The sequence below is a fragment of the Bradyrhizobium sp. WBOS07 genome, assembly GCF_024585165.1.
Classification (GTDB): domain Bacteria; phylum Pseudomonadota; class Alphaproteobacteria; order Rhizobiales; family Xanthobacteraceae; genus Bradyrhizobium; species Bradyrhizobium japonicum_B.
Window position 1 is genome coordinate 6,589,213 of record NZ_CP029008.1, and the last position, 21,932, is coordinate 6,611,144.

20 protein-coding genes and 1 pseudogene are annotated in these 21,932 nt (G+C 65.3%); 17 read left to right on the forward strand and 4 right to left on the reverse strand.

What is annotated here, in order from left to right:
- Positions 1 to 48 precede the first annotated feature (48 nt).
- The 15 genes and pseudogenes from DCM79_RS31125 (at position 49) to DCM79_RS31195 (ending at position 13,315) form a co-directional block, all read left to right on the forward strand.
- Positions 49 to 1,116 (forward strand): ABC transporter ATP-binding protein, encoded by a 1,068-nt coding sequence (locus DCM79_RS31125; protein WP_028135762.1) that lies wholly within the window; start codon positions 49 to 51, stop codon positions 1,114 to 1,116.
- A 45-nt stretch (positions 1,117 to 1,161) separates the two neighbouring features.
- Entirely contained in the window at positions 1,162 to 2,481 is a 1,320-nt protein-coding gene (locus DCM79_RS31130) for an ABC transporter substrate-binding protein (protein WP_257177832.1), read from the forward strand.
- Between the two features lie 100 nt (positions 2,482 to 2,581).
- The gene (locus DCM79_RS31135) at positions 2,582 to 3,499 is read left to right on the forward strand and encodes a carbohydrate ABC transporter permease (RefSeq protein WP_373568131.1); all 918 of its coding nucleotides are present in this window, start codon (positions 2,582 to 2,584) and stop codon (positions 3,497 to 3,499) included.
- An 81-nt stretch (positions 3,500 to 3,580) separates the two neighbouring features.
- Positions 3,581 to 4,504 (forward strand): carbohydrate ABC transporter permease, encoded by a 924-nt coding sequence (locus DCM79_RS31140; RefSeq protein ID WP_257177834.1) that lies wholly within the window; start codon positions 3,581 to 3,583, stop codon positions 4,502 to 4,504.
- Between the two features lie 65 nt (positions 4,505 to 4,569).
- Entirely contained in the window at positions 4,570 to 5,556 is a 987-nt protein-coding gene (gene denD / locus DCM79_RS31145) for a D-erythronate dehydrogenase (protein ID WP_257177835.1), read from the forward strand.
- Positions 5,557 to 5,579: 23 nt separating this feature from the next.
- Positions 5,580 to 6,548, forward strand: coding sequence for a sugar kinase (locus DCM79_RS31150; protein ID WP_257177836.1), 969 nt, complete (start codon positions 5,580 to 5,582; stop codon positions 6,546 to 6,548).
- Positions 6,549 to 6,559: 11 nt separating this feature from the next.
- Positions 6,560 to 7,210, forward strand: a complete 651-nt coding sequence (eda, locus tag DCM79_RS31155; protein ID WP_257177837.1) for a bifunctional 4-hydroxy-2-oxoglutarate aldolase/2-dehydro-3-deoxy-phosphogluconate aldolase — start codon at positions 6,560 to 6,562, stop codon at positions 7,208 to 7,210.
- A 60-nt stretch (positions 7,211 to 7,270) separates the two neighbouring features.
- Positions 7,271 to 8,440 (forward strand): acetyl-CoA acetyltransferase, encoded by a 1,170-nt coding sequence (locus DCM79_RS31160; protein WP_257177838.1) that lies wholly within the window; start codon positions 7,271 to 7,273, stop codon positions 8,438 to 8,440.
- 116 nt (positions 8,441 to 8,556) lie between these two features.
- Positions 8,557 to 8,763: a hypothetical protein gene (locus DCM79_RS31165; RefSeq protein WP_028135770.1), complete on the forward strand. Its 207-nt coding sequence runs from the start codon at positions 8,557 to 8,559 to the stop codon at positions 8,761 to 8,763.
- A gap of 127 nt (positions 8,764 to 8,890) precedes the next feature.
- Positions 8,891 to 10,090, forward strand: coding sequence for a CaiB/BaiF CoA-transferase family protein (locus tag DCM79_RS31170; protein WP_257177839.1), 1,200 nt, complete (start codon positions 8,891 to 8,893; stop codon positions 10,088 to 10,090).
- A gap of 144 nt (positions 10,091 to 10,234) precedes the next feature.
- Positions 10,235 to 11,371: a thiolase family protein gene (locus DCM79_RS31175; protein ID WP_257177840.1), complete on the forward strand. Its 1,137-nt coding sequence runs from the start codon at positions 10,235 to 10,237 to the stop codon at positions 11,369 to 11,371.
- Positions 11,368 to 11,727, forward strand: coding sequence for a Zn-ribbon domain-containing OB-fold protein (locus DCM79_RS31180; RefSeq protein ID WP_257177841.1), 360 nt, complete (start codon positions 11,368 to 11,370; stop codon positions 11,725 to 11,727). Before DCM79_RS31175 ends, DCM79_RS31180 begins: the two co-directional genes overlap by 4 nt.
- A gap of 241 nt (positions 11,728 to 11,968) precedes the next feature.
- Positions 11,969 to 12,088 (forward strand): annotated as a pseudogene (locus tag DCM79_RS31185) (IS481 family transposase); the annotation flags it as partial.
- A 370-nt stretch (positions 12,089 to 12,458) separates the two neighbouring features.
- Positions 12,459 to 12,986, forward strand: a complete 528-nt coding sequence (locus tag DCM79_RS31190; protein WP_257177842.1) for a carboxymuconolactone decarboxylase family protein — start codon at positions 12,459 to 12,461, stop codon at positions 12,984 to 12,986.
- Between the two features lie 26 nt (positions 12,987 to 13,012).
- The gene (locus DCM79_RS31195) at positions 13,013 to 13,315 is read left to right on the forward strand and encodes a nucleoside triphosphate pyrophosphohydrolase family protein (protein ID WP_257177843.1); all 303 of its coding nucleotides are present in this window, start codon (positions 13,013 to 13,015) and stop codon (positions 13,313 to 13,315) included.
- A gap of 221 nt (positions 13,316 to 13,536) precedes the next feature.
- On the opposite strand, the gene glsA is transcribed toward DCM79_RS31195, so the two are convergent.
- The 4 genes from glsA to DCM79_RS31215 all read right to left on the reverse strand — a co-directional run bounded on the left by glsA (position 13,537) and on the right by DCM79_RS31215 (position 19,272).
- Positions 13,537 to 15,384: a glutaminase A gene (glsA, locus tag DCM79_RS31200; RefSeq protein WP_257177844.1), complete on the reverse strand. Its 1,848-nt coding sequence runs from the start codon at positions 15,382 to 15,384 to the stop codon at positions 13,537 to 13,539.
- Positions 15,385 to 15,405: 21 nt separating this feature from the next.
- A complete protein-coding gene (locus DCM79_RS31205; RefSeq protein WP_257177845.1) occupies positions 15,406 to 17,481 on the reverse strand; it encodes a TRAP transporter permease in 2,076 nt (691 codons plus the stop codon).
- 235 nt (positions 17,482 to 17,716) lie between these two features.
- Positions 17,717 to 18,883 carry a TAXI family TRAP transporter solute-binding subunit gene (locus DCM79_RS31210; RefSeq protein WP_257177846.1) on the reverse strand — a complete coding sequence of 389 codons (1,167 nt, stop codon included), beginning with the start codon at positions 18,881 to 18,883 and terminating at the stop codon, positions 17,717 to 17,719.
- Positions 18,884 to 19,050: 167 nt separating this feature from the next.
- Positions 19,051 to 19,272 (reverse strand): acetyl-CoA carboxylase biotin carboxyl carrier protein subunit, encoded by a 222-nt coding sequence (locus tag DCM79_RS31215; RefSeq protein WP_257177847.1) that lies wholly within the window; start codon positions 19,270 to 19,272, stop codon positions 19,051 to 19,053.
- 94 nt (positions 19,273 to 19,366) lie between these two features.
- Between DCM79_RS31215 and DCM79_RS31220 the strand changes: the two genes are divergently transcribed.
- Together DCM79_RS31220 and DCM79_RS31225 are read left to right on the forward strand one after the other, a co-directional pair.
- On the forward strand, positions 19,367 to 20,341 hold the full coding sequence (locus DCM79_RS31220; RefSeq protein ID WP_257177848.1) for an IclR family transcriptional regulator: 975 nt from the start codon (positions 19,367 to 19,369) through the stop codon (positions 20,339 to 20,341).
- A complete protein-coding gene (locus DCM79_RS31225) occupies positions 20,271 to 21,830 on the forward strand; it encodes an acyl-CoA carboxylase subunit beta (protein WP_257177849.1) in 1,560 nt (519 codons plus the stop codon). The genes DCM79_RS31220 and DCM79_RS31225 overlap by 71 nt, the downstream gene beginning before the upstream one ends.
- The last annotated feature ends 102 nt before the right edge of the window (positions 21,831 to 21,932 follow it).

A 21,932-nucleotide genomic window follows, 5' to 3' on the forward strand; every position in this document is an offset into this window, starting at 1 on the left:
ACGGTCGCGGCGCCAAGGGCCGTCGTGGACTATCGAGGAGGGAGCTAGATGTCGTCTGTGCAAATCCGCGACGTGCGGAAATCGTTCGGCAATTTTGAAGTCCTGCACGGCGTGACCGTACCGATCGAGGATGGGCAGTTCGTCGTCTTGGTCGGCCCTTCCGGCTGCGGCAAGTCGACGCTTCTGCGCATGCTCGCCGGTCTCGAGAACATCACCTCCGGCACGATCTCGATCGGCGACCGCGTCGTCAACAATGTCCAGCCAAAGGAGCGGGACATTGCGATGGTGTTCCAGAACTACGCGCTCTATCCGCACATGACCGTCGCCGACAATATGGGCTTCTCGCTCAAGCTGCGGAACGCGAGCGCCGACGAGATCAATAAGCGCGTCAAGCGCGCCGCCGAGATCCTCGCGCTGGCGCCGCTGCTCGATCGCTATCCGCGCCAGCTCTCCGGCGGCCAGCGCCAGCGCGTCGCGATGGGCCGTGCCATCGTGCGCGACCCGCAGGTCTTCCTGTTCGACGAGCCCTTGTCGAACCTCGACGCCAAGCTGCGCGTCGCCATGCGCACGGAGATCAAGGAGCTGCACCAGCGGCTGAAGACGACGACCGTCTACGTCACCCACGACCAGATCGAGGCCATGACCATGGCCGACAAGATCGTCGTCATGCATGACGGTATCGTCGAGCAGATGGGTACGCCGCTCGAGCTCTACGACAAGCCCGACAACCAGTTCGTCGCCGGCTTCATCGGCTCGCCCGCGATGAACTTCCTGAAGGGGCATGTGCGCGTCAACGGTGTCGCGAGCTTCGAGGGGCCGAATGGCGTCAAGCTGCCGCTCAAGACCGCGCCCGCGGCGTCCGACGGCCGTCCTGCGGTCTACGGCGTGCGGCCCGAGCATTTCACCATCGCCGACGACGGCGCCGAAGCGGAGATCATCGTGGTCGAGCCGACCGGCTCGGAGACGCAGGTCTTCGCCAAGATCGGCGGCGAGCAGGTCGTCGCAGTCTTCCGCGAGCGTCACCAGTTCAATCCGGGCGACAAGATCCGGCTGAAGCCGGATCCGTCGCTGGTGCACTTGTTCGACGAGGCGACGGGAAAACGCCTGAACGCGTAATGTGAGTTTTACTTAAGATAATAAAAGCATCACAGGGAGGACGACATGCAAGACTTTACCCGCCGCACGCTGCTTCAAGGCGGAACGGCATTGGCTGCGACCGGCATGCTCACCGGGCCGGCGCTGTTCGACTTCGCCAAGGCCTGGGCGCAGAGCGCGCCCTGGAAGGCCGAACCGGGCGCCAAGCTGACCGTGATGCGCTGGAAGCGCTTCGTGCCTGCGGAAGACGATGCGTTCAACCAGATGGTGGCGGCGTTCAAGGCCGCGACCGGCACCGAGATGAACGTGTTCAGCGAATCCTTCGAGGACGTGCAGCCGAAGGCCTCGGTTGCGGCCAATACCGGCTCGGGGCTCGACCTCGCCTGGGGCCTGCACACGCTGCCGCAGCTGTTCCCGACCAAAGTGCTGAAGATGAACGACGTCGCCGATTATCTCGGCAAGAAATACGGCGGTTGGACCGATGCGGCCGCCAAGACCTGCAAGCAGGGCAACGACTGGCTCGGCATCCCCGTCGCGACCAACGGCGGCTACATGACGTACCGCAAGTCGGCGCTCGACAAGGCCGGCTTCAAGGAATTCCCGAAGGACTTCCCGGGCTTCCTCGAGATGTGCAAGGCCCTGAAGAAGAACAACACGCCGGCCGGCTTCGCCCTCGGCCATGCCTCGGGCGACGGCAATTCGTGGCTGCACTGGGTGCTGTGGGGCCACGGCGCCTACACGGTCGACCAGAACGACAAGATCGTCATCAATTCGCCGGAGACGGCGAAGGCGCTGGAATATTGCAAGGCGCTTTACGACGCGTTCATCCCGGGCACCGCGTCCTGGAACGATTCCTCCAACAACAAGGCGTTCCTCGCCGGCGAGCTCTATTGCACGGCCAACGGCATCTCGATCTACGTCGCCGCCAAGACCGATGCGAGCAAGAAGGAGCTCGCCGAGGATACCTATCACGCGCTCTGGCCGGTCGGACCGGTCGGCAAGCCGACCGAGCTGCAGCTGGCGCTGCCGATCCTCGCTTTCAACTTCACCAAATATCCGAACGCGGCGAAGGCCTTCGTCGCTTTCATGCTGGAGAAGGAGAACTACGAGAAGTGGCTTGACGGCGCGCAGGGCTATCTGACCCAGACCCTGAACGCCTACGAATCGGCGCCGATCTGGAAGGCCGATCCCAAGAACGAGGTGTTCTCGCAGGCCTCCAAGCGCACGCTGCCGGCCTCCGGCATCGGCACGGTCGGCGAAAAGGCGGCAACGGCCATCGCCGACTTCATCGTCGTCGACATGTTCGCCAATTACTGCACCGGCACCAAGGATGTGAAGGGCGCGATGGCGGAAGCCGAGCGCCAGCTGAAGCGCATCTATCGCTAGGCATCACGGAGCGGGCGGCCGTCGTGCCGCCCGCTCGTCAACATTTCGATCAGGGATATCGGGCATGGCTGATGTCGCAATTCCCCGGGCCAAGCCTCAGATGAGCGAGGACAGCGCCTGGATCCAGCTCAAACACAACCGCAACTGGCTCGGCTTCTGGTTCATGGTGCCGGCCATGGCCTTCCTGATCTTCTTCCTGGCCTATCCGCTGGGGCTTGGCATCTGGCTGTCCTTCACCGACACCCGCATCGGCAGGGTCGGGCAGTTCGTCGCTACCGAGAATTATGAGTGGCTGTGGGACGATTCCATCTTCTGGCTGTCGGTGTTCAACACGCTGCTCTACACCTTCATCGCCAGTGCCCTCAAATTCGCGATCGGGCTCTATCTCGCGCTGCTGCTGAACGAGAACATGCCGTTCAAGGCGATGCTGCGTGCGATGGTCCTGATCCCCTTCATCGTGCCGACGGTGCTCTCGGCGTTGGCGTTCTGGTGGATCTTCGATTCGCAATTCTCGATCATCTCCTGGTCGCTGAGGCATCTCGGCCTGATCGATCAGAACATCAACTTCCTCGGCGACACGACCTGGGCACGCATCTGCGTGATCTTCGCCAACATCTGGCGCGGCGTGCCGTTCGTGGCGATCACGCTGCTCGCCGGCCTGCAGACGGTGTCGCCGTCGCTCTATGAGGCCGCGACGCTCGACGGCGCGACGCGCTGGCAGAATTTCCGCTACATCACCTATCCGCTGCTGACCCCGATCATCGCCGTCGTGATGACCTTCTCGGTGCTGTTCACCTTCACCGACTTCCAGCTGATCTGGGCGATGACGCGCGGCGGCCCGGTCAATGCCACCCATCTGATGGCGACGCTGTCCTATCAGCGCGCGATCATCGCCGGGCAGCTCGGCGAGGGTGCGGCGATCTCCAGTGCCATGATTCCGTTCCTGCTCGCTGCGATCATGGTGTCCTGGTTCGGCCTGCAGCGCCGCAAGTGGCAACAGGGGGAGAACAATGACTGATCTCCGCACTGTTTCCGTCTCTTTTGCGCGAACGGGGCAAGCCCCGCGCGCGCTGCCGCAAGTGGCAACAGGGAGAGAACAATGACTGATCTTCCCGCCGCCAAGGTCGATCTCAAGGGCGTCCTGTCGGCGTCCGCGCGGGTCGATAACAGCGAAGGCATGAGCTACCTGCAGTCGGTGCCGCGCCGGCTCGTGACGCTGTACCTGCCGCTCGCAATCATCGTCGTGGTCCTCCTGTTTCCGTTCTACTGGATGGCGCTGACCTCGGTGAAGCCGGACGAGCAGTTGCTCGACCTCGACAAGTACAACCCGTTCTGGACCTGGAACCCGACCTTCAAGCACTTCCACAAGCTGTTGTTCGAGAGCTACTATCCGTACTGGCTCTGGAACACGATGTACGTGGCGATCTGCGCCACCATTCTCTCGATCATCGCCTCGGTGCTGGCTGCCTACGCTATCGTGCGCCTGCGCTACAAGGGTGCCAATCTGGTCGGCGGGCTGATCTTCCTCGCCTACCTGGTGCCGCCGTCGATCCTGTTCATCCCGCTCGCCACCGTCGTGTTTCAGTACGGCCTGTTCGACTCGCCGCTGGCGCTGATCCTGACCTATCCGACCATCCTGATCCCGTTCTCGACCTGGCTCTTGATGGGCTATTTCAAGACCATCCCGTTCGAGCTCGAGGAATGCGCGCTGATCGACGGGGCGAGCCGCTGGCAGATCCTGATCAAGATCGTGCTGCCGCTCGCCATCCCCGGCCTGATCTCGGCTTTCATCTTCTGCTTCACGCTGTGCTGGAACGAGTTCATCTACGCGTTGACGTTCCTGCAGTCGACCAGCAACAAGACGGTGCCGGTCGCGATCGTCAACGAGTTCGTGGACGGCGACATCTACCGCTGGGGCTCGCTGATGGCGGGAGCCCTGGCCGGCTCGCTGCCGCTCGTCATCCTTTACGCCTTCTTCGTGGAGCATTATGTGTCCGCGATGACCGGCGCCGTGAAGGAATGATCGCGGGCTTTGCCGAGTGCGCGCCAGGAGCGGCGCGCTCCGGCCAATGACAAGGAGTTGAGCTCTTGCACATTCTGGTTCTGGGCGCCGCCGGCATGGTCGGCCGCAAACTCTGTGAACGGCTGCTGCGCGACGGTCGGCTCGGCAACAGCGACATCGCGAAGCTGACCATGCATGACGTGGTCGAGCCGAAGCCGCCGGAGAAGGCCGGTTTCCCCGTCGAGACGATGTCGGGCGATTTCGCCGTGCCGGGCGCCGCCGAGAAGCTGATCGCCGGCCGTCCGGACGTGATCTTCCATCTGGCTGCGATCGTCTCCGGCGAAGCCGAGCTCGATTTCGACAAGGGCTACCGCATCAATCTCGACGGCACGCGGATGCTGCTCGATGCGATCAGGCTCGTTGGCGGCGGCTACAAGCCGCGCGTGGTGTTCACGTCCTCGATCGCGGTGTTCGGCGCGCCGTTCCCGGATGCGATCGGCGACGAGTTCTTCCACACCCCGCTGCTCAGCTACGGCACGCAGAAGGCGATCGGCGAATTGCTGCTGGCCGACTATTCCCGTCGCGGCTTCCTCGACGGCATCGGCATCCGCCTGCCGACCATCTGCATCCGGCCCGGCCTGCCCAACAAGGCGGCCTCCGGCTTCTTCTCCAACATCCTGCGCGAGCCGCTGGCCGGCAAGGAAGCGGTGCTCCCGGTGTCCGAGGATGTCCGTCACTGGCACGCCACGCCGCGCTCGGCCGTCGGCTTCCTGCTCCATGCCGGCACCATGGATCTCGCCGCCGTCGGCCCGCGCCGCAACCTGACCATGCCGGGCCTGTCGGCCACGGTCGGCGAGCAGATCGCGGCCCTGAAGCGCGTGGCCGGCGAGAAGGTCGCCGCCCGCATCAAGCGCGAGCCCGATCCCTTCATCGTCGGCATCGTCGGCGGCTGGCCGCGCAATTTCAGCCCGAAGCGGGCGCTCGAGCTCGGCTTCACCACCGCCGAGAAGACCTTCGACGATATCATCCGCATTCATATCGAAGACGAGCTCGGCGGCAATTTCGTCGCCTGATCTCTGACTGAGCGGGCCTGGTGATGGCGAGCGTTGCTTGCATCGGCGAATGCATGGTCGAGCTCCGGCAGGCGCAGGGCGGCGCGTCCGCCGGGCAGGGGGGCGGGCTTTATTCACGCGGCTTCGGCGGCGATACCCTCAACACTGCCGTCTATCTGGCGCGGCTCGAGGTCAAGGTCGACTATCTCACCGCGCTCGGCGACGATGCCCTGAGCGACGAGATGATCGCGGCCTGGATGAGCGAAGGCGTCGGCACGAGGCGCGTCGTGCGGCTGGCCGGCAAGCTGCCCGGCCTCTACATGATCCAGCTCGATGCCAAGGGCGAGCGCCAGTTCTTTCACTGGCGCGACAGCGCGGCGGCGCGCCAGCTGATGAACCTGCCGGAGACCGACGAGCTGCTCAACTCGCTGATGAGCTACGACATCGTCTATCTCTCCGCGATCACGCTCTCGATCTACGATGCGCCGGGGCGCGAGCGCCTGTTCGCGGCGATCAGGCGTGCGCGCCTGCTCGGCACCCGCTTCGTGTTCGACACCAATTTCCGTGCGCGGGGATGGCCGGACCGCGACATCGCGCGGGAGGTGTTCGCGTCGGCGTTTGCGGTCGCCGACATCGTGCTGACCTCGACCGAGGATCTGCTCGCGCTCTATCCCGGCGAGAGCAACGACCAGCTGATGGCGCGCATTCCGGCGCCCGAGTTGGTGTTCCGCCTCGCCGAGCCGGTCAGCCTGCTGCGCTTCCCCGGCGGTACGAGCGAGGTCCGCGCCGAACCGATGTCCAAGCCGGTCGTCGACACCACCGCGGCCGGCGACAGCTTTGCCGCCGCCTACATTGCCGCCCGGCTCGCCGGTTCCGATCCGGTCGAGGCCGCTCAGGCCGGGCATCGCCTCGCCAGCGTCGTGATCTGCTATCCCGGCGCCATCATTCCGGGCTATGCCATGCCGCCGAAGAAGCGGCACCGGCCGCCGGTCTCGCGTCAAGCGACCAAGTGAATCGAGATCCCATGCCCACGACTGCCCAACAGAACCACCTCGTCGCGCTGTTCAGGGACGCGACCGTCATTCCCGTCCTCACCATCGAGCGCATCCAGGACGCCGTGCCGCTGGCGCGCGCGCTGGTCGCCGGCGGAATCCGCACGCTGGAGGTGACCCTGCGCACATCAGTTGCGATCGAGGCGGCGCGGGCGATGATGGCCGAAGTGCCCGAGGCTGTCGTCGGCATCGGTACGATCCTCAATCCGGCCGATTTTACCCGTGTCGAGAAGCTCGGCGTTGCCTTCGGCATCAGCCCGGGCCTGACCCCCGATCTCCTCGAGGTCGCGACCCACAGCTCCCTGCCGTTCGCGCCGGGCATTGCCACAGCGTCCGAGCTGATGATGGCGTTGGCACACGGCTTCGACGTCGCAAAATTCTTCCCGGCCGAGCAGGCCGGCGGCATCAAGGGCCTGCGCGCGCTCGCCGGTCCGTTCCCGAACGTGCGGTTCTGCCCGACCGGCGGCATCGGCGAGGCCAATGCGGCGAGCTGGCTCGCCGAGCCCAACGTGGTTGCGGTCGGCGGCTCCTGGCTGTGCCCGACGGCAGAGATCCGGGCCGGGAACTGGGCTGGCATAACAGCCATCTGCCAGCGCACCCTGAAAGCCCTGAAAGCCGCGTGAAGTCTTGCCATCCCTGGGCTAAGACTTAGCTCAGGTGAAGACCCCCAGGGAGAGATGACCATGACCGCCAGCATCGTCGGATGGGCGCATACGCCGTTCGGCAAGTTCGACACCGAAACCGTCGAAAGCCTCATCACCCGCGTTGCCAATGAGGCGCTGGCGGATGCCGGTATTTCGGCCGGCGATGTCGACGAGATCGTGCTCGGCCATTTCAACGCCGGGTTCTCGCCGCAGGATTTTACCGCCTCGCTGGTGCTCCAGGCCGATCCGAAGCTGCGCTTCAAGCCGGCGACCCGGGTCGAGAATGCCTGTGCCACGGGATCTGCCGCCGTGCATCAGGGCCTGCGCGCGATTGCCGCAGGCGCGGCCAAGGTCGTGCTCGTCGTCGGCGTCGAGCAGATGACGCGCACCCCCAGCGCGGAGATCGGCAAGAACCTGCTCAAGGCCTCCTATCTGCCCGAGGACGGTGACACCGTCGGCGGCTTTGCCGGCGTGTTCGGCAAGATCGCCAGCTCCTACTTCCAGAAATACGGCGACCAGTCCGATGCGCTGGCGCTGATCGCGGCCAAGAACCATAAGAACGGCGTCGCCAATCCCTTCGCCCAGATGCGCAAGGATTTCGGCTTCGACTTCTGCCGCGCCGAGAGCGAGAAGAACCCTTACGTCGCCGGCCCCCTGAAGCGCACCGACTGCTCGCTGGTGTCCGACGGCGCCGCGGCGCTGGTGCTGGCCGACGCCGAGACCGCCAAGGGCATGGCCAAGTCGATCGGTTTCCGCGCCACCGCGCATGCCCAGGACTTCCTGCCGATGAGCAAGCGCGACATCCTCCAGTTCGAGGGCTGCACCGTCGCCTGGCAGCGCGCGCTGGAAAAGGCCGGTGTGACGCTGTCCGATCTCTCCTTCGTCGAGACCCATGACTGTTTCACGGTCGCCGAGCTGATCGAGTACGAAGCGATGGGCCTGACGCCGAAGGGGCAGGGCGCCCGTGCCATCAAGGAAGGCTGGACGCTCAAGGACGGCAAGCTGCCGGTCAACCCGTCCGGCGGCCTCAAGGCCAAGGGCCATCCGATCGGTGCCACCGGCGTTTCCATGCACGTGATGACCGCGATGCAGCTCGCCGGCCAGGCCCCCGAGGGCATGCAGCTCAAGAACGCCAAGCTCGGCGGCATTTTCAACATGGGCGGGGCCGCGGTCGCCAACTACGTCTCCATCCTGGAGCCGCTGAAGTAGGTCCCTCGTAGGGTGGGCAAAGGCGCGTATGCGCAGTGCCCACCTTTTCCTTGCGTTAGATCATGGTGGGCCCGCTTCGCTTGGCCCACCCTACGGCTCCTAGCAGGGAACGCATCATGAGCACTGACTACGAAGACTCGCTGTCGATGGACGCACTCAACGATCGCATCGCGATCCTCGAGGACAATATCCGCCAGCTCATCGAGCAGGCCGCGGCCGCCTCGGGCGAGCAGAGCGAGTCGCGCATCGCCGACCGGATCAGCCAGCAGAATGACGAGCTCGACCGGCTGCTCAGGATCCGCGAATCCCGCCAGAAGAAATAGCGGCCGGTATCGCCGCGCGGCGCATGCGGCCATACGCCGGCCGCCCTTGCGCGCACGGCCTCGCTGTCTTTAGCTGGACCGAATTCGCGGGGCCGCGCCTTGAGCCCTGCGCAATCGGGAGCGAACGATGGGGCCGCTGAAGGGCATCAAGGTCATCGACATGACGACCGTGCTGATGGGGCCCTATGCGACCCAGATGCTCGGAGACTACGGTGCCGACGTCATCAAGGTGGAATCGCTCGACGGCGACGTCACGCGGCTGATTGGTCCGACGCGCCACGCCGGCATGGGCCCGGTGTTCCTCAACACCAACCGCAGCAAGCGCTCGATCTGCCTCGATTTGAAGAAGCCCGCCGGCCGCGAGGCCGTGCTGCGGCTTCTGAAGGACGCCGACGTGCTCGTCTACAACGTCCGTCCGCAGGCGATGGCGCGGCTTCAGCTCGGCTACGATGTTGTGTCCGCCATCAATCCGCGTCTGGTCTATGCCGGCGTGTTCGGATTCGGCCAGGACGGGCCCTATGCCGCAAAGCCCGCCTATGACGATCTGATCCAGGGTGCCACGGCCCTTCCGGCGCTGATGGCGCAGACCGGCGACGGTGTGCCGCGCTACGTGCCGAACGCGCTGGTCGACCGCATCGTCGGCCTCACCGCCGTCGGGGCGATCTGCGCCAGCCTGGTGCATCGCGACCGCACCGGCCGCGGCCAGCGCGTCGACATCCCGATGTTCGAGACCATGGCCGGCTTCGTCATGGGCGACCACATGGGCGGCCTCACCTACGAGCCGCCGCTGGACAAGGGCGGCTATGCCCGCCACCTCTCGCGCGACCGCAGACCCTACAAGACCTCGGACGGCTATCTCAGCGTCATCGTCTACAACGACAAGCAGTGGGAGAACTTCTTCAAGGCGACCGCGCGCGACGACCTGCGCGCCGATCCCAAATTCGCGACCTTCGCGGGGCGCGCCGCCAACATCGACGTCGTCTACGCCGAGCTCGCGCGCATCTTCGAGACGCGCAGCACGGCCGAATGGATCGAGCTGCTGACCAAGGCCGACGTGCCGGTGATGCCGATGCACGACCTTGCCTCGATCCTGCACGATCCGCATCTGGAGGCGACGAATTTCTTCCCGGTCGTGACCCATCCGACGGAAGGTCCGATCCGCAGCATGAAGGTGACGGCAACCTGGTCGGAGACCGAGGCCGAGCCGGTGCGGCTGGCGCCGCGGCTCAACGAGCACGGCGCGGAGATTTTGCGCGAGCTCGGCTATTCCGCCGACGAGATCGCCGCCATGGTCCGCGATGGCGCGACGCGGTCGGCGCCGGAGTAGGGGCGATATGAAAACGGCTCTCTTATCCGTCATTCCGGAGCGCGCCCCCTTGGGCGCGAGCCCGGAATCCATAACCACCATCGTGAGTATGGATTCCGGGCTCGCGCCTGACGGCGCGCCCCGGAATGACGAGGAGGAGTGACGATGAGCTTCATCACCGGCGTCGGCCTCACGCCGTTCGGCAAGCATGAAGGCTCGTCCTCGCTGGACCTGATGAGCAAGGCGGCGCAAGCGGCGCTCGACGACGCCGGCCTCAAGCGGAGCGACATCGACGGCATTCTTTGCGGCTATTCCACCGTCTCGCCCCACATCATGCTGGCGACCGTGTTCGCCGAGCATTTCGGCATCCGCCCGGCTTACGCCCACGCCGTCCAGGTCGGCGGCGCCACCGGCCTTGCGATGACGATGCTCGCTCATCACCTCATCGAAGCCAATGTCTGCCGCCACGTGCTCGTCGTCGCCGGCGAGAACCGCCTCACCGGGCAGAGCCGTGATGCCTCGATCCAGGCGCTGGCGCAGGTCGGCCATCCCGACTACGAGGTGCCGCTCGGGCCGACCATTCCCGCCTATTACGGCCTCGTCGCCAACCGATACATGCACGAATACGGCGTGACCGAACGGGATCTCGCCGAGTTCGCCGTGCTGATGCGCGCCCACGCCTGCACCCATCCCGGCGCGCAATTCCACGATCCCATCACGGTCGCCGACGTCATGGCCTCGAAGCCGGTGGCGATGCCGCTCAAGCTGCTCGACTGCTGCCCGGTCTCCGACGGCGGCGCGGCTTTCGTCATCAGCCACGAGCGAACCGGAGAGGTGGGCGTGCGCATCCGCGGCTGCGCCCAGGCGCATACCCATCAGCATGTCACGGCCGCGCCCGCGCTTCATGAGCTCGGCGCCGAGATCTCCATCGCGCGCGCCAAGCAGGCTTGCGGCCTTGCGATCTCCGATGTGCGCTACGCCGCGATCTACGATAGTTTCACGATCACGCTCGCGATGCTGCTGGAAGACCTCGGCCTTGCCGGTCGCGGCGAAGCCGCGGCCCGCGTGCGATCAGGTCATTTTGGCCGCGACGGCGCGATGCCGCTGAACACCCATGGCGGCCTGCTCAGCTACGGCCATTGCGGCGTCGGCGGCGCCATGGCGCATCTGGTCGAGGCGCATTTGCAGATGACGGGGCGGGCGGCTGCCCGCCAGGTGCGCGATGCCTCGATCGCGCTGCTGCATGGCGACGGCGGCGTGCTGTCATCGCACGTGAGCATGTTCCTGGAGCGGGTGCGATGAGCGATTCTCCGGCGGACTGGACCAGGGGCGAAGCGGCTATCACCTACCAGGCCTGCACCTCATGCGGGCACGTGCAGTATTTCCACCGGGCCTTCTGCGCGGCATGTGGAGAATCGGAACCGCGCGTGCTGCGCGCCAACGGCAAGGGCACGGTCTACGCGGCCTCGCTGGTCTGCCGTGCCGCCACGCCGGAGACGCGGGCGCACGTGCCCTACAACATCCTGCTGGTCGATTGCGCCGAAGGTTTTCGCATGATGGCCCATGGTGACAATGACCTCGCCATCGGCGATTCGGTCATCGCGAGCTTCAGGCCGTTTACCGGCAGGCTCGTGCCGTTCTTCACGAAGGACACGTAGAGGGATTCGTCATTCGGGGGCGGTCATGCGACCGAGCCTGGAACGGGTATTCTGGGCCTGGCCTGTGCGAGAGCCACCCCGGAATGACGAAAACGCTAAAACTCCAACTAGGTGTTTAGTCCCGGAGTGTGGGGGAATCAGTCAATCTGATCCCGTATTCCGGGAGGGATTATGGGACAGGTACTCCACGGCAGCGCCACGACAACGCATGCCATCCGAACTGCGATACAGCGACTTCGCCAAGCGGCTCAAAAGCCTTCGCGGCCTCACACCATTCGAGGCCATCTGTAAAGCATGGGGTGGCGAGCCAAGCCGCTTCAGTCGCGATCCGATCCACTTGACCTCGGGACTGAACACCTAGCGCCCGTAGAACAAGATGCTGGCGATGACGAGCATCGCCGTCACCGCCAGCATATGCGCGAGCGCTCCCGAGGCCGCCCCCTTGGTGGCTTCCTTCATGCCGTTTTCTCCCTAGACTTGGGCGTGACTCATCGTTGTGCGGCTAGCGCACCCGACGGCCAATTGTTTTACTCGGAACACCCCACTTCTCGAGTATCCGCCGCGACGTGTCCCCACGCGGCGAATATCGATCGTCCCAGGGTCGATCAGCAATGCGGCGGCAATTTGACTCGATGATGTTGCTCCTGCGTCGACGCAAGAATAGAGTTTCAAGGAACTCTCGCCGGCAATTGCAAAAGCATCAAAGGCTCTGGGAAAACTTCAGGAAAATCATGGCCCGCATTCCGTACAGCGACCCGTCCAAGGCATCCGACCGCACCCGCGAGATCCTCGACAAGAACCGCAACGCCAACATCTTCCGCATGATGGCGCACTCGCCGAGCTACTTCGAGCAGTACTGCCGGCTGGGTGGCGCGATCCGCCACAAGGGCGAGCTGGATCCGATCGTGCGCGAGCTCGCGATCACCCGCACCGGGATCCTGTGTGAGGCGCCGTACGAGATCGTCGCGCACAAGCGGATCGGCAAGAATGTCGGCGTCACCGACGCGCAGAACGAGGCGCTCGAGAACTGGCAGGCGGCGAGCTGCTTCAACGAGGTGCAGTGCGCCGCGCTCGCCTTCACCGACGAGATCGTCAAGCTGAGGAAGCCAACCGATGCGACGTTCAAGGCGATCGCGTCGCAGCTGACGCCGGCCGCGCTGGTCGAGCTGCAGCTCTCGGTCGGGTTCTACGTCATGACCTCGAAATTTCTGGAGACCTTCGAAATCGATCTCCAACCCGTCACCGAAGTGGTAGGCTGATCGCAAAGACGCGGCGAGGGATGCTCATGACGATCGACGAGTACGCGGCCTGGGCCGCGACCATTGCCAAGGTCGGTGAGCATCCGTCCAACGAGCGGCTGTCCTATCTCGGCCTCGGTCTCGCCGGTGAAGCCGGCGAGGTCGCCGATCACATCAAGAAGCTGCTGCGCGACGACTGGCTCGACAAGGCCGGTCTGGTCGATGAGCTCGGCGATGTCATCTACTACTGGGCCTGCCTGTGCGCCGCGACCGGCCAGCAGCCGTCGGCGCTGCTCGAAGCCAGCGCAAAGAAGATCAAGCGACGTCTGAGCGAGGCAGCGAGCCGGTGACGCGACAATCGTTGCGGCCATCCTTCGAGACGCCCGCCGTTGGCGGGCCTCAGGATGAGGATCGAGCGCGCGGCAGAAGTTTCAGCGAGCAACGGTGCTTCTTAGCCTCATCCTGAGGAGACCGCAAAGCGGTCGTCTCGAAGGACGAGGCGTGCGTTCAGGTCGACGCAAAGGCCAGATGCAGCACCATCGCCTGTCGAGGGAGCGAAGACCTCCTTGGCTCACGTCGAGGTCAGAATGTCCACCTTCGCGTTGGCGACGATCAGGCGGTCGGCGAGCAGCTGCGCGAGGTTGCGCATGACGCGCTCGCTGGCGCGCGGGTGCTGCTTGCGGAAGCGTTCGAACGCTTTCAGCGGCACTTCGAACGCGGTCGCCGCCATGTCGGCGAACACGTCGGCCGAGCGCGTCTGCTCCAGCAGCGCCATCTCGCCGAACGCCATGCCGGCGGTCAGCGTCGCCAGCCGCACGCCGTCGGGCAGCGTGACATGCACCGCGCCGCTGCGCAGGAAGAACAGGGACTCGGCAGGATCTCCCGTGGTGATGATCTTCGCGCCGGCCTGATAGGTTCGGATCGTGCAGATCGAGGCGAGATCGGTCAGCTCTTCCTCGCTCATCCCGGCAAGCAGCGGCTGCTCGGCAAGCTCGGTGGTCTCGTGGAAGTCGATCGAGCCGCCATAGCGGTAGACGATCTGGTCTTCGGCCCATTCGATCGCGGTGTCGAGCAGGTAGAAGTCTCGGACGTTCTTCAACTCGGCGGTCCATTCCCGCAGGCTGTCCCATTCCCTGGAGGCGCGCCTGACGCCGGACAGCACCACTGTGACGTTCAGGGCCGCGAGCTCCTCGAAGGCTTCGGCGATCAGCCGCGCGCCTGCGCGGGTGGTGGACGTGACACGGTGCAGGTCGAACACGACGATTTGCGGCCGCGGTCGTCCGGCCAGCCGGCGCGAGACGTAGTCGACGGCCGACAGCGACAGCGTGCCGACCAGCTCTATGACCCGTACCTCCTGCTCGTGCGCGGCCAGGATCTCGCGCTCCTGCGGCCGGCGCACGCGGCGGGACGGGCTCTTGCCGATATCGTAATCGGCGATGACGGCGTTGCGGGCGTCGTCGCTGCGGTTGAGCATGTGGAGGTCGTAATGCGAGGACAGGGCCTCGCAGACCTTCATGCCGCGCACGCTGTTGCCGTGCTTGTCGAGCTTTGGCGAATAGCTGCCGAGCCCGAGGCGGGCGGGGAGCGCGGCCAGGATGCCGCCGCCGACGCCGCTCTTGGCGGGAATGCCGATGCGGTAGATCCATTCGCCGGCATAGTCGTACATGCCCGACGAGGTCATCACCGAGAGCGTGCGCGAGATCGCATAAGGCGTCAGCACCTGCTCGCCCGTCACCGGATTGACGCCGCGATTGGCCAGCGTTGCCGCCATCACCGCGATGTCGCGCGCGGTGACTAGCACGGCGCATTGCCGGAAGTAGACGTCGAGCACGGCGGCGACGTCGTCCGAGATCACCGCGTTGGTCTTGAGCAGATAGGCGATCGCGCGGTTGCGGTCGCCGGTCTGGCTTTCGGACGCATAGACGGCCTCGTCCACGGCGAGCTCGCGGCCGGCAAAGCGGCCGAGTGCGAGGCGGATCTGCTCGAAGGCTTCTGCGCCCTTGCTGTCGTGGATCAGCCCGGTGCAGGCGATGGCGCCGGCATTGACCATCGGGTTGAACGGGTGGTTCTCGGCGTTGAGGCGGATCGAGTTGAAGGGATCGCCCGAGGGCTCGACGCCGATCGCGCGCTCGACCCTGCCGGCGCCGAGCAGGTCCAGCGCCAGCGCGAACACGAACGGCTTTGACATCGACTGGATGGTGAAAGGCACCCTGGAGTCGCCGACCTCGTAGACGTGGCCGTCCAGGGTCGCGAGGCTGATGCCGAAACAGGCAGGGTCGGCCTTGCTCAGCTCGGGAATGTAGTCGGCAACGCTGCCCGAAGTTTCGGCAGAGAATTCGTTGAGGCAATTGTCCAGAAACCGCAGCAAGGGCGGTTGCGAACGGGTCCAGGCGGCGGCGAGAGGCGAGAGCGGTGTCATCGCCTCACTTGTGCAACGCAATCAGGGGGCGCGCAACCCGTCCGGCACCATGGTCTGCCGCCGGACCAGCACGAGCGCGAGCAAGGCGGTGGGCACGAGAATGCCAAGGCCGAGCAGCGTCACCTGCAGCTGCGACAGCGGCATGATGCCGCCGCCGGGCGTGGCCACCACGAAGCCGCCGATCACCAGCAGCACGCGGATTGGCCATTCCAGCGCGCCGGTCCCGCGCAAGTCCCCGACGAAAGGCTGGTAGCCCTGAATGCCGCCGCAGATGAACAGCGTACCGAAGGCGGCGAGCCCCATCAGGCCGAGGCCGGCCAGATACGGGCTCGGCCCCTGCAGCACCAGCGCCGGATTGAGCACGAAGAAGAACGGCAGGAAATAGATGATGCTGCCGACCCACATCGATTCCCAGCCGGTCTTCATCGCCGGCGAGCCGGCGATGCCGGCCGCGGCGAAGGAGGCGATCGCGACCGGCGGTGTGATCGACGACAGCATGCCCCAATAGAAGATGAACATGTGCACCGCCATGCGGTTGAGCCCGAGCTTCTCCAGCGCGGGCGCGACCAGGATGGCAAGGAAGATGTAGCAGGCCGTCGTGGTCAGCCCGAGGCCGAGGATCAGGCTGGTCAGGGCGCACATCGCCAGCAGCAGGAAGGGATTGTCGCCGGCGATATGCAAGAGGTCGTTGGCAAGGCTCGACACCACCCCAGTCATCGAGAATGCGCCGATCAGCAGGCCGCAGCCGGCGAGGATGCCGACGAGCTCGACGAAGGTGCGCCCGTTGACCTCAAGGAATTTGCCGATGGTCGCAAGCGTCCAGCGCGTGTCCTTGGAGAAGAACTGGTTGAGCACGAGCAGCAGCGCGGTGGCATAGAACGGCGCATGGCTCTCGCGCTTGAAGTAGAGCAGCATCACGACCAAGAGCGCGATGACGAAGACGTAGTACCAGCCGTCCTTGATCGTATCCATGACCCGCGGCAGCTCGGCGCGCGGAATGCCTTTCAGCTTGTGGCGCGCGGCGTAGGCGTCGACCTGCATGAACAGGCCGGCGTAATAGAGCACGGCCGGAATGATCGCGGCCACCGCGACGTCGGCATAGCTGACGTTGAGGAACTGCGCGATCACGAACGCGGTGGCGCCCATCACCGGCGGCGCCAGCACCGCACCGGTCGAGGCGCAGGCCTCGATCGCGGCCGCATAGGAGGCGCGGAAGCCGCTCTTCTTCATCACGGGGATGGTCATGGTCCCCGCGGTCAGCACGTTGGAGATGATCGAGCCCGACATCATGCCGAGCAGGCCGCTGGCGAAGATGCAGACCTTGGCCGCACCGCCGCGGAAGGTACCGCACAGCGCGAAGGCGAGGTTGATGAAGAACTTGCCGGCGCCGGTCATCATCAGCGCGGTGCCGAACACCAGGAAGCCGATCACGGTGTCGGCAAAGGCCTGGATGGGAATGCCGAGCAGGCTCTCGCCCGACAGCACGTGATAGGCGGTCGCCTGCTCCAGCGTTGACTGCGTGCCGCGGAACGGTCCGAGCCAACCGGCTTCGGCGAACAGCGGATAGACGGTGAAGGGCAGCACGCTCAGCAGCAGGCTCCAGCCCCCGGTGCGGCGCAGCGCCTCCATCAGGATCGCCCACATCACGAGACCCGCGGCGATCACGCTGGTCGGCGCGCCGCCGAATTCCCAGCCGGCCTCAGCGGCCTTGCGTACGTTCGACATCAGCATGATGGCCGCCGCGAAGGTCGCGACGAACAGGACGAGGTCATACCAGGGAATGCGGTCGAGCGGCGCGCGCCCGGTGCCCGGGAAGATCAGGAAGGTAAAGGGCAGCATCAACGCGATCAGGAGGTAGAAATATTCGGTGTTGAGCTGGGTGTAGCCGATGAAGAATCGCAGCGAGAATTGCTGGTTGATGCACAGCAGGATGGTCGCCGCGGTCGCGGCCACCAGCATCCAGCGCCAGGCGCCGCGCAGCGTGCGCACGCGCGTGACCTCCACTTCCTGCAGATTGGCGGCGGCGCCATGCGGATCGTCGAACACGACCCGCGTGGCCGCGTCTTGCGGGGCGGTGGAGGTGGAGGAAGACATCATTGATCCCGGGGCGTGGGCTGGTAACTGACTAAGCGAATGGCCGTTGTTTGAATCGCTCGGCCCGCGGATTCAACCTTTCCCGCTTGCGGGAGAGGTCGCGCCGAAGGCGCGGGTGAGGGCTTTCGCCTCTGGGGGAATCCCACCGTGGAGATACCCTCTCCCCAACCCTCTCCCGCAAGCGGGAGAGGGAGCGCACTTCTCGCGGGGCTGCGATCAAACCCAACGACACCTCGCCCTATTCCTCGAACCCGTTCGGCATATCCGCCCTCGCGAGCGCCGCGGCGCGGGCCTTCATCCAGCCGTCGAGAAACGCCTTGTCATCCGCCGGCGGATTGGACTTGCCGTAATCGGCCCATGCCGCGCCGAGCACCTCTTGTCGCTTGATCAGCTTGTTGTTGTGCGCCTCCTGCGCATCGCTCCATTGCCCGACCTCCTTCAGCGCCTTCACCGCGCCGGGATGCACCGGCACCACCCAGTTCTTGGTCTGGCGATCGGCGGCAAGACCGCCGGCGCCGGGCGCGGAATCCTTGTAGGCGTCGTAATTGACGATCATGGCCTTGGTCATCGCATAGACCTGGTCGGCCGGCTGCGAGGCGTAGGCCACGAAGATCGGGTAGGGGTAATTGCCGAGCTCGACCGGTTTCTGCGGCGTGATGCCGGCGCCGCAGGTCGCGACCTGCGGGAAGAAGAACGAGCCGACCTTCTGCATCCGCGCCCAGCCTTCCTTGTCCTTGGCGGGCAGCGGAGGCCAGATCAGGCCGCGCGGCGAGGTCTCGGCTTCCTTGGCAGGGCCGGTGATGGTGGTGCCGAAGGCGGCATCGACGTCGTTGTTGATCAGGCCTTTCCACATCGCGCCGTAGCTCGCGAACTCGACGACCTTGACGTCCTTCTGCGTCAGGCCGGCGAAGGCCAGCACCGCGAGCGAGTTCTGGTTCAGCGCCGGCGAGCCGACCACGAAGCCGACGCGCTTGCCCCTGAGGTCTTTCAGCTCCTTCACGCCGGTGTCGGCGGCAACGCCGAGCGAGCCGCAATTGCAGTCGACCGACGAGAGCAGGATCTGCAGCGGCTGCGGGCCCCATTCCTTCGCGCCGAACTCGAACACGCCTTCTTGCGCGAAATAGGTGCCCGATCCCATCGCCGAGGACACGGCGCGCTTGGCGCGCAGCGGCGCAAGCCGGGCGACGTCGTTGCCCGCAGGCAGCACGCGCACGTCGGTGCCGTACTTGTCCTTCATCATCTTGCCGACGCCGACCGCGATGTTGAAGCCGGCGGTGCCGGTGTCATAGGCGGTGAAGGCCAATGTCGCCGGCAGCTTGAGGTCTTCGGCGAACGAGTAGCGTGTAGACGCAAAAGAAATGCCTGCCACCAAGGCAGGCGCGAGCACGAGCAGCCTACGAAGCATGTTTCCCTCCCATGATCCTCGCTTTGCCGCGAAGATTTCCTTCTTTGTTTGAAACAACGTTTTGTTTGCAACAGATCATGTCACCGCGATCGAGCGATGGCAACGCCGTAGCTCGCATGCGGGAATGAGGCTGACAGATTGTCGCGCAAAACTCCGAAACAGAACAGTCAGCACGCGATGACCGCGATGGCCTGACCCTCCGCGACGACGTCGTCGAGCTTCACCAGCAGAGACGTGATCGTGCCGCTTGCGGGCGAAGAGACCGGTATCTCCATCTTCATGGCTTCGACCACCACAACGTCATCGCCATCCGCGACGGTTCCTCCAACTTGCACGGGAGTTGCGCAGACGCGTCCCGCGATCTCGGTGACGATCTTAATTTCTGGCATGCCATCGCCTTTTTGTTGTCGTTGCAAAATGCCTGAGGTAGCGTCGTCTGCAAGTGGAATTTAATTCCGCAGAGCGGAACATACGGTAGGGAACATGGGACGACGATCGGAGCGGTTGAGTAGGCAAGGCGCACTCGCTGGCGATGCCGGCGAGGGAGATGTCATCCAGGTGGTCTCGCGCGCGTTCGACGTGTTGCGATGCTTCGAAGGCCATGAGGCGAGGCTCGGCAATCTCGAGATTTCAAATCGCTGCGGTCTGCCGCGCTCGACGGTGTCGCGGCTCACGCACACGCTGACGCGGATGGGGCAACTGGTCTATCTGCCGCGCGATCAGAAATATCGCATCGGCCCGAGCGCGGTCGCGATGAGCGCCACGATGATGAAGGGCGCGCAGCTGCGCAGCATGATCCGGCAGCGGCTGCAGGAAGTCGCCGACCACTTGCCTGGGACGGTCGGCTTCGTCGTTCCGGATCGATTCCATCTCGTCTATCTCCTGTTCGCACGTTCGGCGACCGCGCTCGGCCTGCACGAGGGCACCGGCAGCCGCATCGCGATGGCCTCCACCGCCGCGGGCGCGGCCTACACCGCGGCGCTGGCGCCGGAGGTCGGGGATGCCTTCATCGCGGAGATGGAGCGGGAGGCTCCCGAGGCGGCGAAGATCCTGAAGCCGCGCATCGAAGCCAACCGGCAAATGCTGCGCGAGCGCGGCTATGTCGTGGCCTGCGGCCTGTGGAGCCCGCACATCAACGGTCTCGCGCTGCCGATATGGTCGCCGCAGTACCAGACCTTCGTGGTTATCACGATCGGCCTGCTTTCGGCGATGTATGACGAGGAGCGGCTGCATGCCGAGGTCGCGCCATTGATGCTCGAGCTCGGGCGTTCGCTCGGCGGCCTGCTTGAGGGCGCCGAAGGTGACGTCTTCAACAGCCGCATCCCGCGCAAACCGGTCGCAATGGCCGTGCACAACAATAACAAGCCGATCCATTCGGAGGGAGTGAATGAACTGGAAGCCGGAACTCGACGAGCTCGCCCGGCGCGAAGCCTTCGCGCGGGAGATGGGCGGCGTTGACAAGGTCAAGCGACAGCATGACCAGGGCCGGCTGACTGTTCGGGAGCGCATCGACAAGCTGACCGACAAAGGCAGCTTTCACGAGATCGGCGCCGTCTCCGGCATCGGCGAGTACGATGCCGGCGGCGAATTGCAGAAATTGACGCCGGCCAACTGCGTGTTCGGCCGCGCCCGCGTCGACGGGCGTCCATTGGTCGTGGTCGGCGACGATTTCACGGTCCGCGGCGGTTCGGCTGATGCGTCCATTTCGGCAAAGCCGTTGATGGCCGAGGAGATGGCGCACGATTTGCGTCTCCCCATCGTGCGTGTCATCGAGGGCTCCGGCGGCGGCGGCTCGGTCAAGACCATCGAGACCAAGGGCGCGGCCAACCTGCCGGGCGGCATCGGCGGCACGCGCTGGTACCGCTTCACGACGGAGAACTTGTCGCGCGTGCCGGTCGTCGCGCTCGGCCTCGGCTCGGTGGCGGGCCTGGGAGCCGCGCGCCTTGCCGCCAGCCACTATTCCGTCATGACGCGGAAGTCCGCGATGTTTGTCGCGGGGCCGCCGGTGGTGAAGGCGCTGGGGCAGGACCTCTCGAAGGAGGAGCTCGGCGGCGCCGACATCCAGACCCGCGCCGGCGCAATCGATCATGCCGTCGACACCGAGGAGGAGGCGTTCGCTTGCGCGCGACGTTTCCTGTCCTACCTGCCATCATCGGTCTACGAGCTGCCGCCGACCTTGCCATGCACCGACAATCCGGAGCGCAGCGACGAAGCGCTGATGAACGCGGTGCCGCGCAACCGCAAGCAGGTCTACAAGATCCGGCCGATCATCGAATCAGTCGTGGACAGGGGCTCGTTCTTCGAGGTCGCCAGGAATTTCGGCAAGCCCATCATCGTCGGCCTCGCGCGGCTCGAGGGCAGGGCGGTGATGGTGCTGGCCAGCGACAGCTTCCACTATGGCGGATCCTGGACGGCGGATGCCTGCCAGAAGGTGGTGCGCTGGGTCGACTTCGCTGAGACCTTCCATCTGCCGATTGTCTACCTCATGGACTGCCCCGGCTTCATGATCGGCCTCGATGCCGAGAAGGCGGCGACCATCCGCCATGGCGTCCGCGCCATGGCCGCGGTGAACCAGACCACGGTGCCCTGGTGCACCGTGATCCTGCGCAACGCCTTCGGCGTCGCCGGCGTCGTGCATCAGCCCGCCGATCGCTTCTCGATCCGCTACGCCTGGCCGTCGGCCTATTGGGGCTCGCTGCCGCTCGAGGGCGGCATCGAGGCCGCCTATCGCGCCGACATCGATGCGGCCGAGGACAAGGCGGCGAAGCTGGAGGAGATCCAGCAGCGCCTCAACAAGCTGCGCTCGCCGTTCCGCTCGGCCGAGAAATTCTGGGTCGAGGAGATCATCGATCCCCGCAAGACGCGATCGCTACTGTGCGAGTTCGCGCGCCTCGCCGAGCCGCTGCGTAAGCCGGGGCCGCCGGAGAATTTTTCGATCCGGCCGTAGCATCCTGTGCCCCGGACGCAGCGCGCCGCTCCTTCAGCGGTGCGCTGCAGAGCCGGGGCCCATGCAGCAGCGAGCTCGCGATCTCCTGGGTCCCAGCTCTGC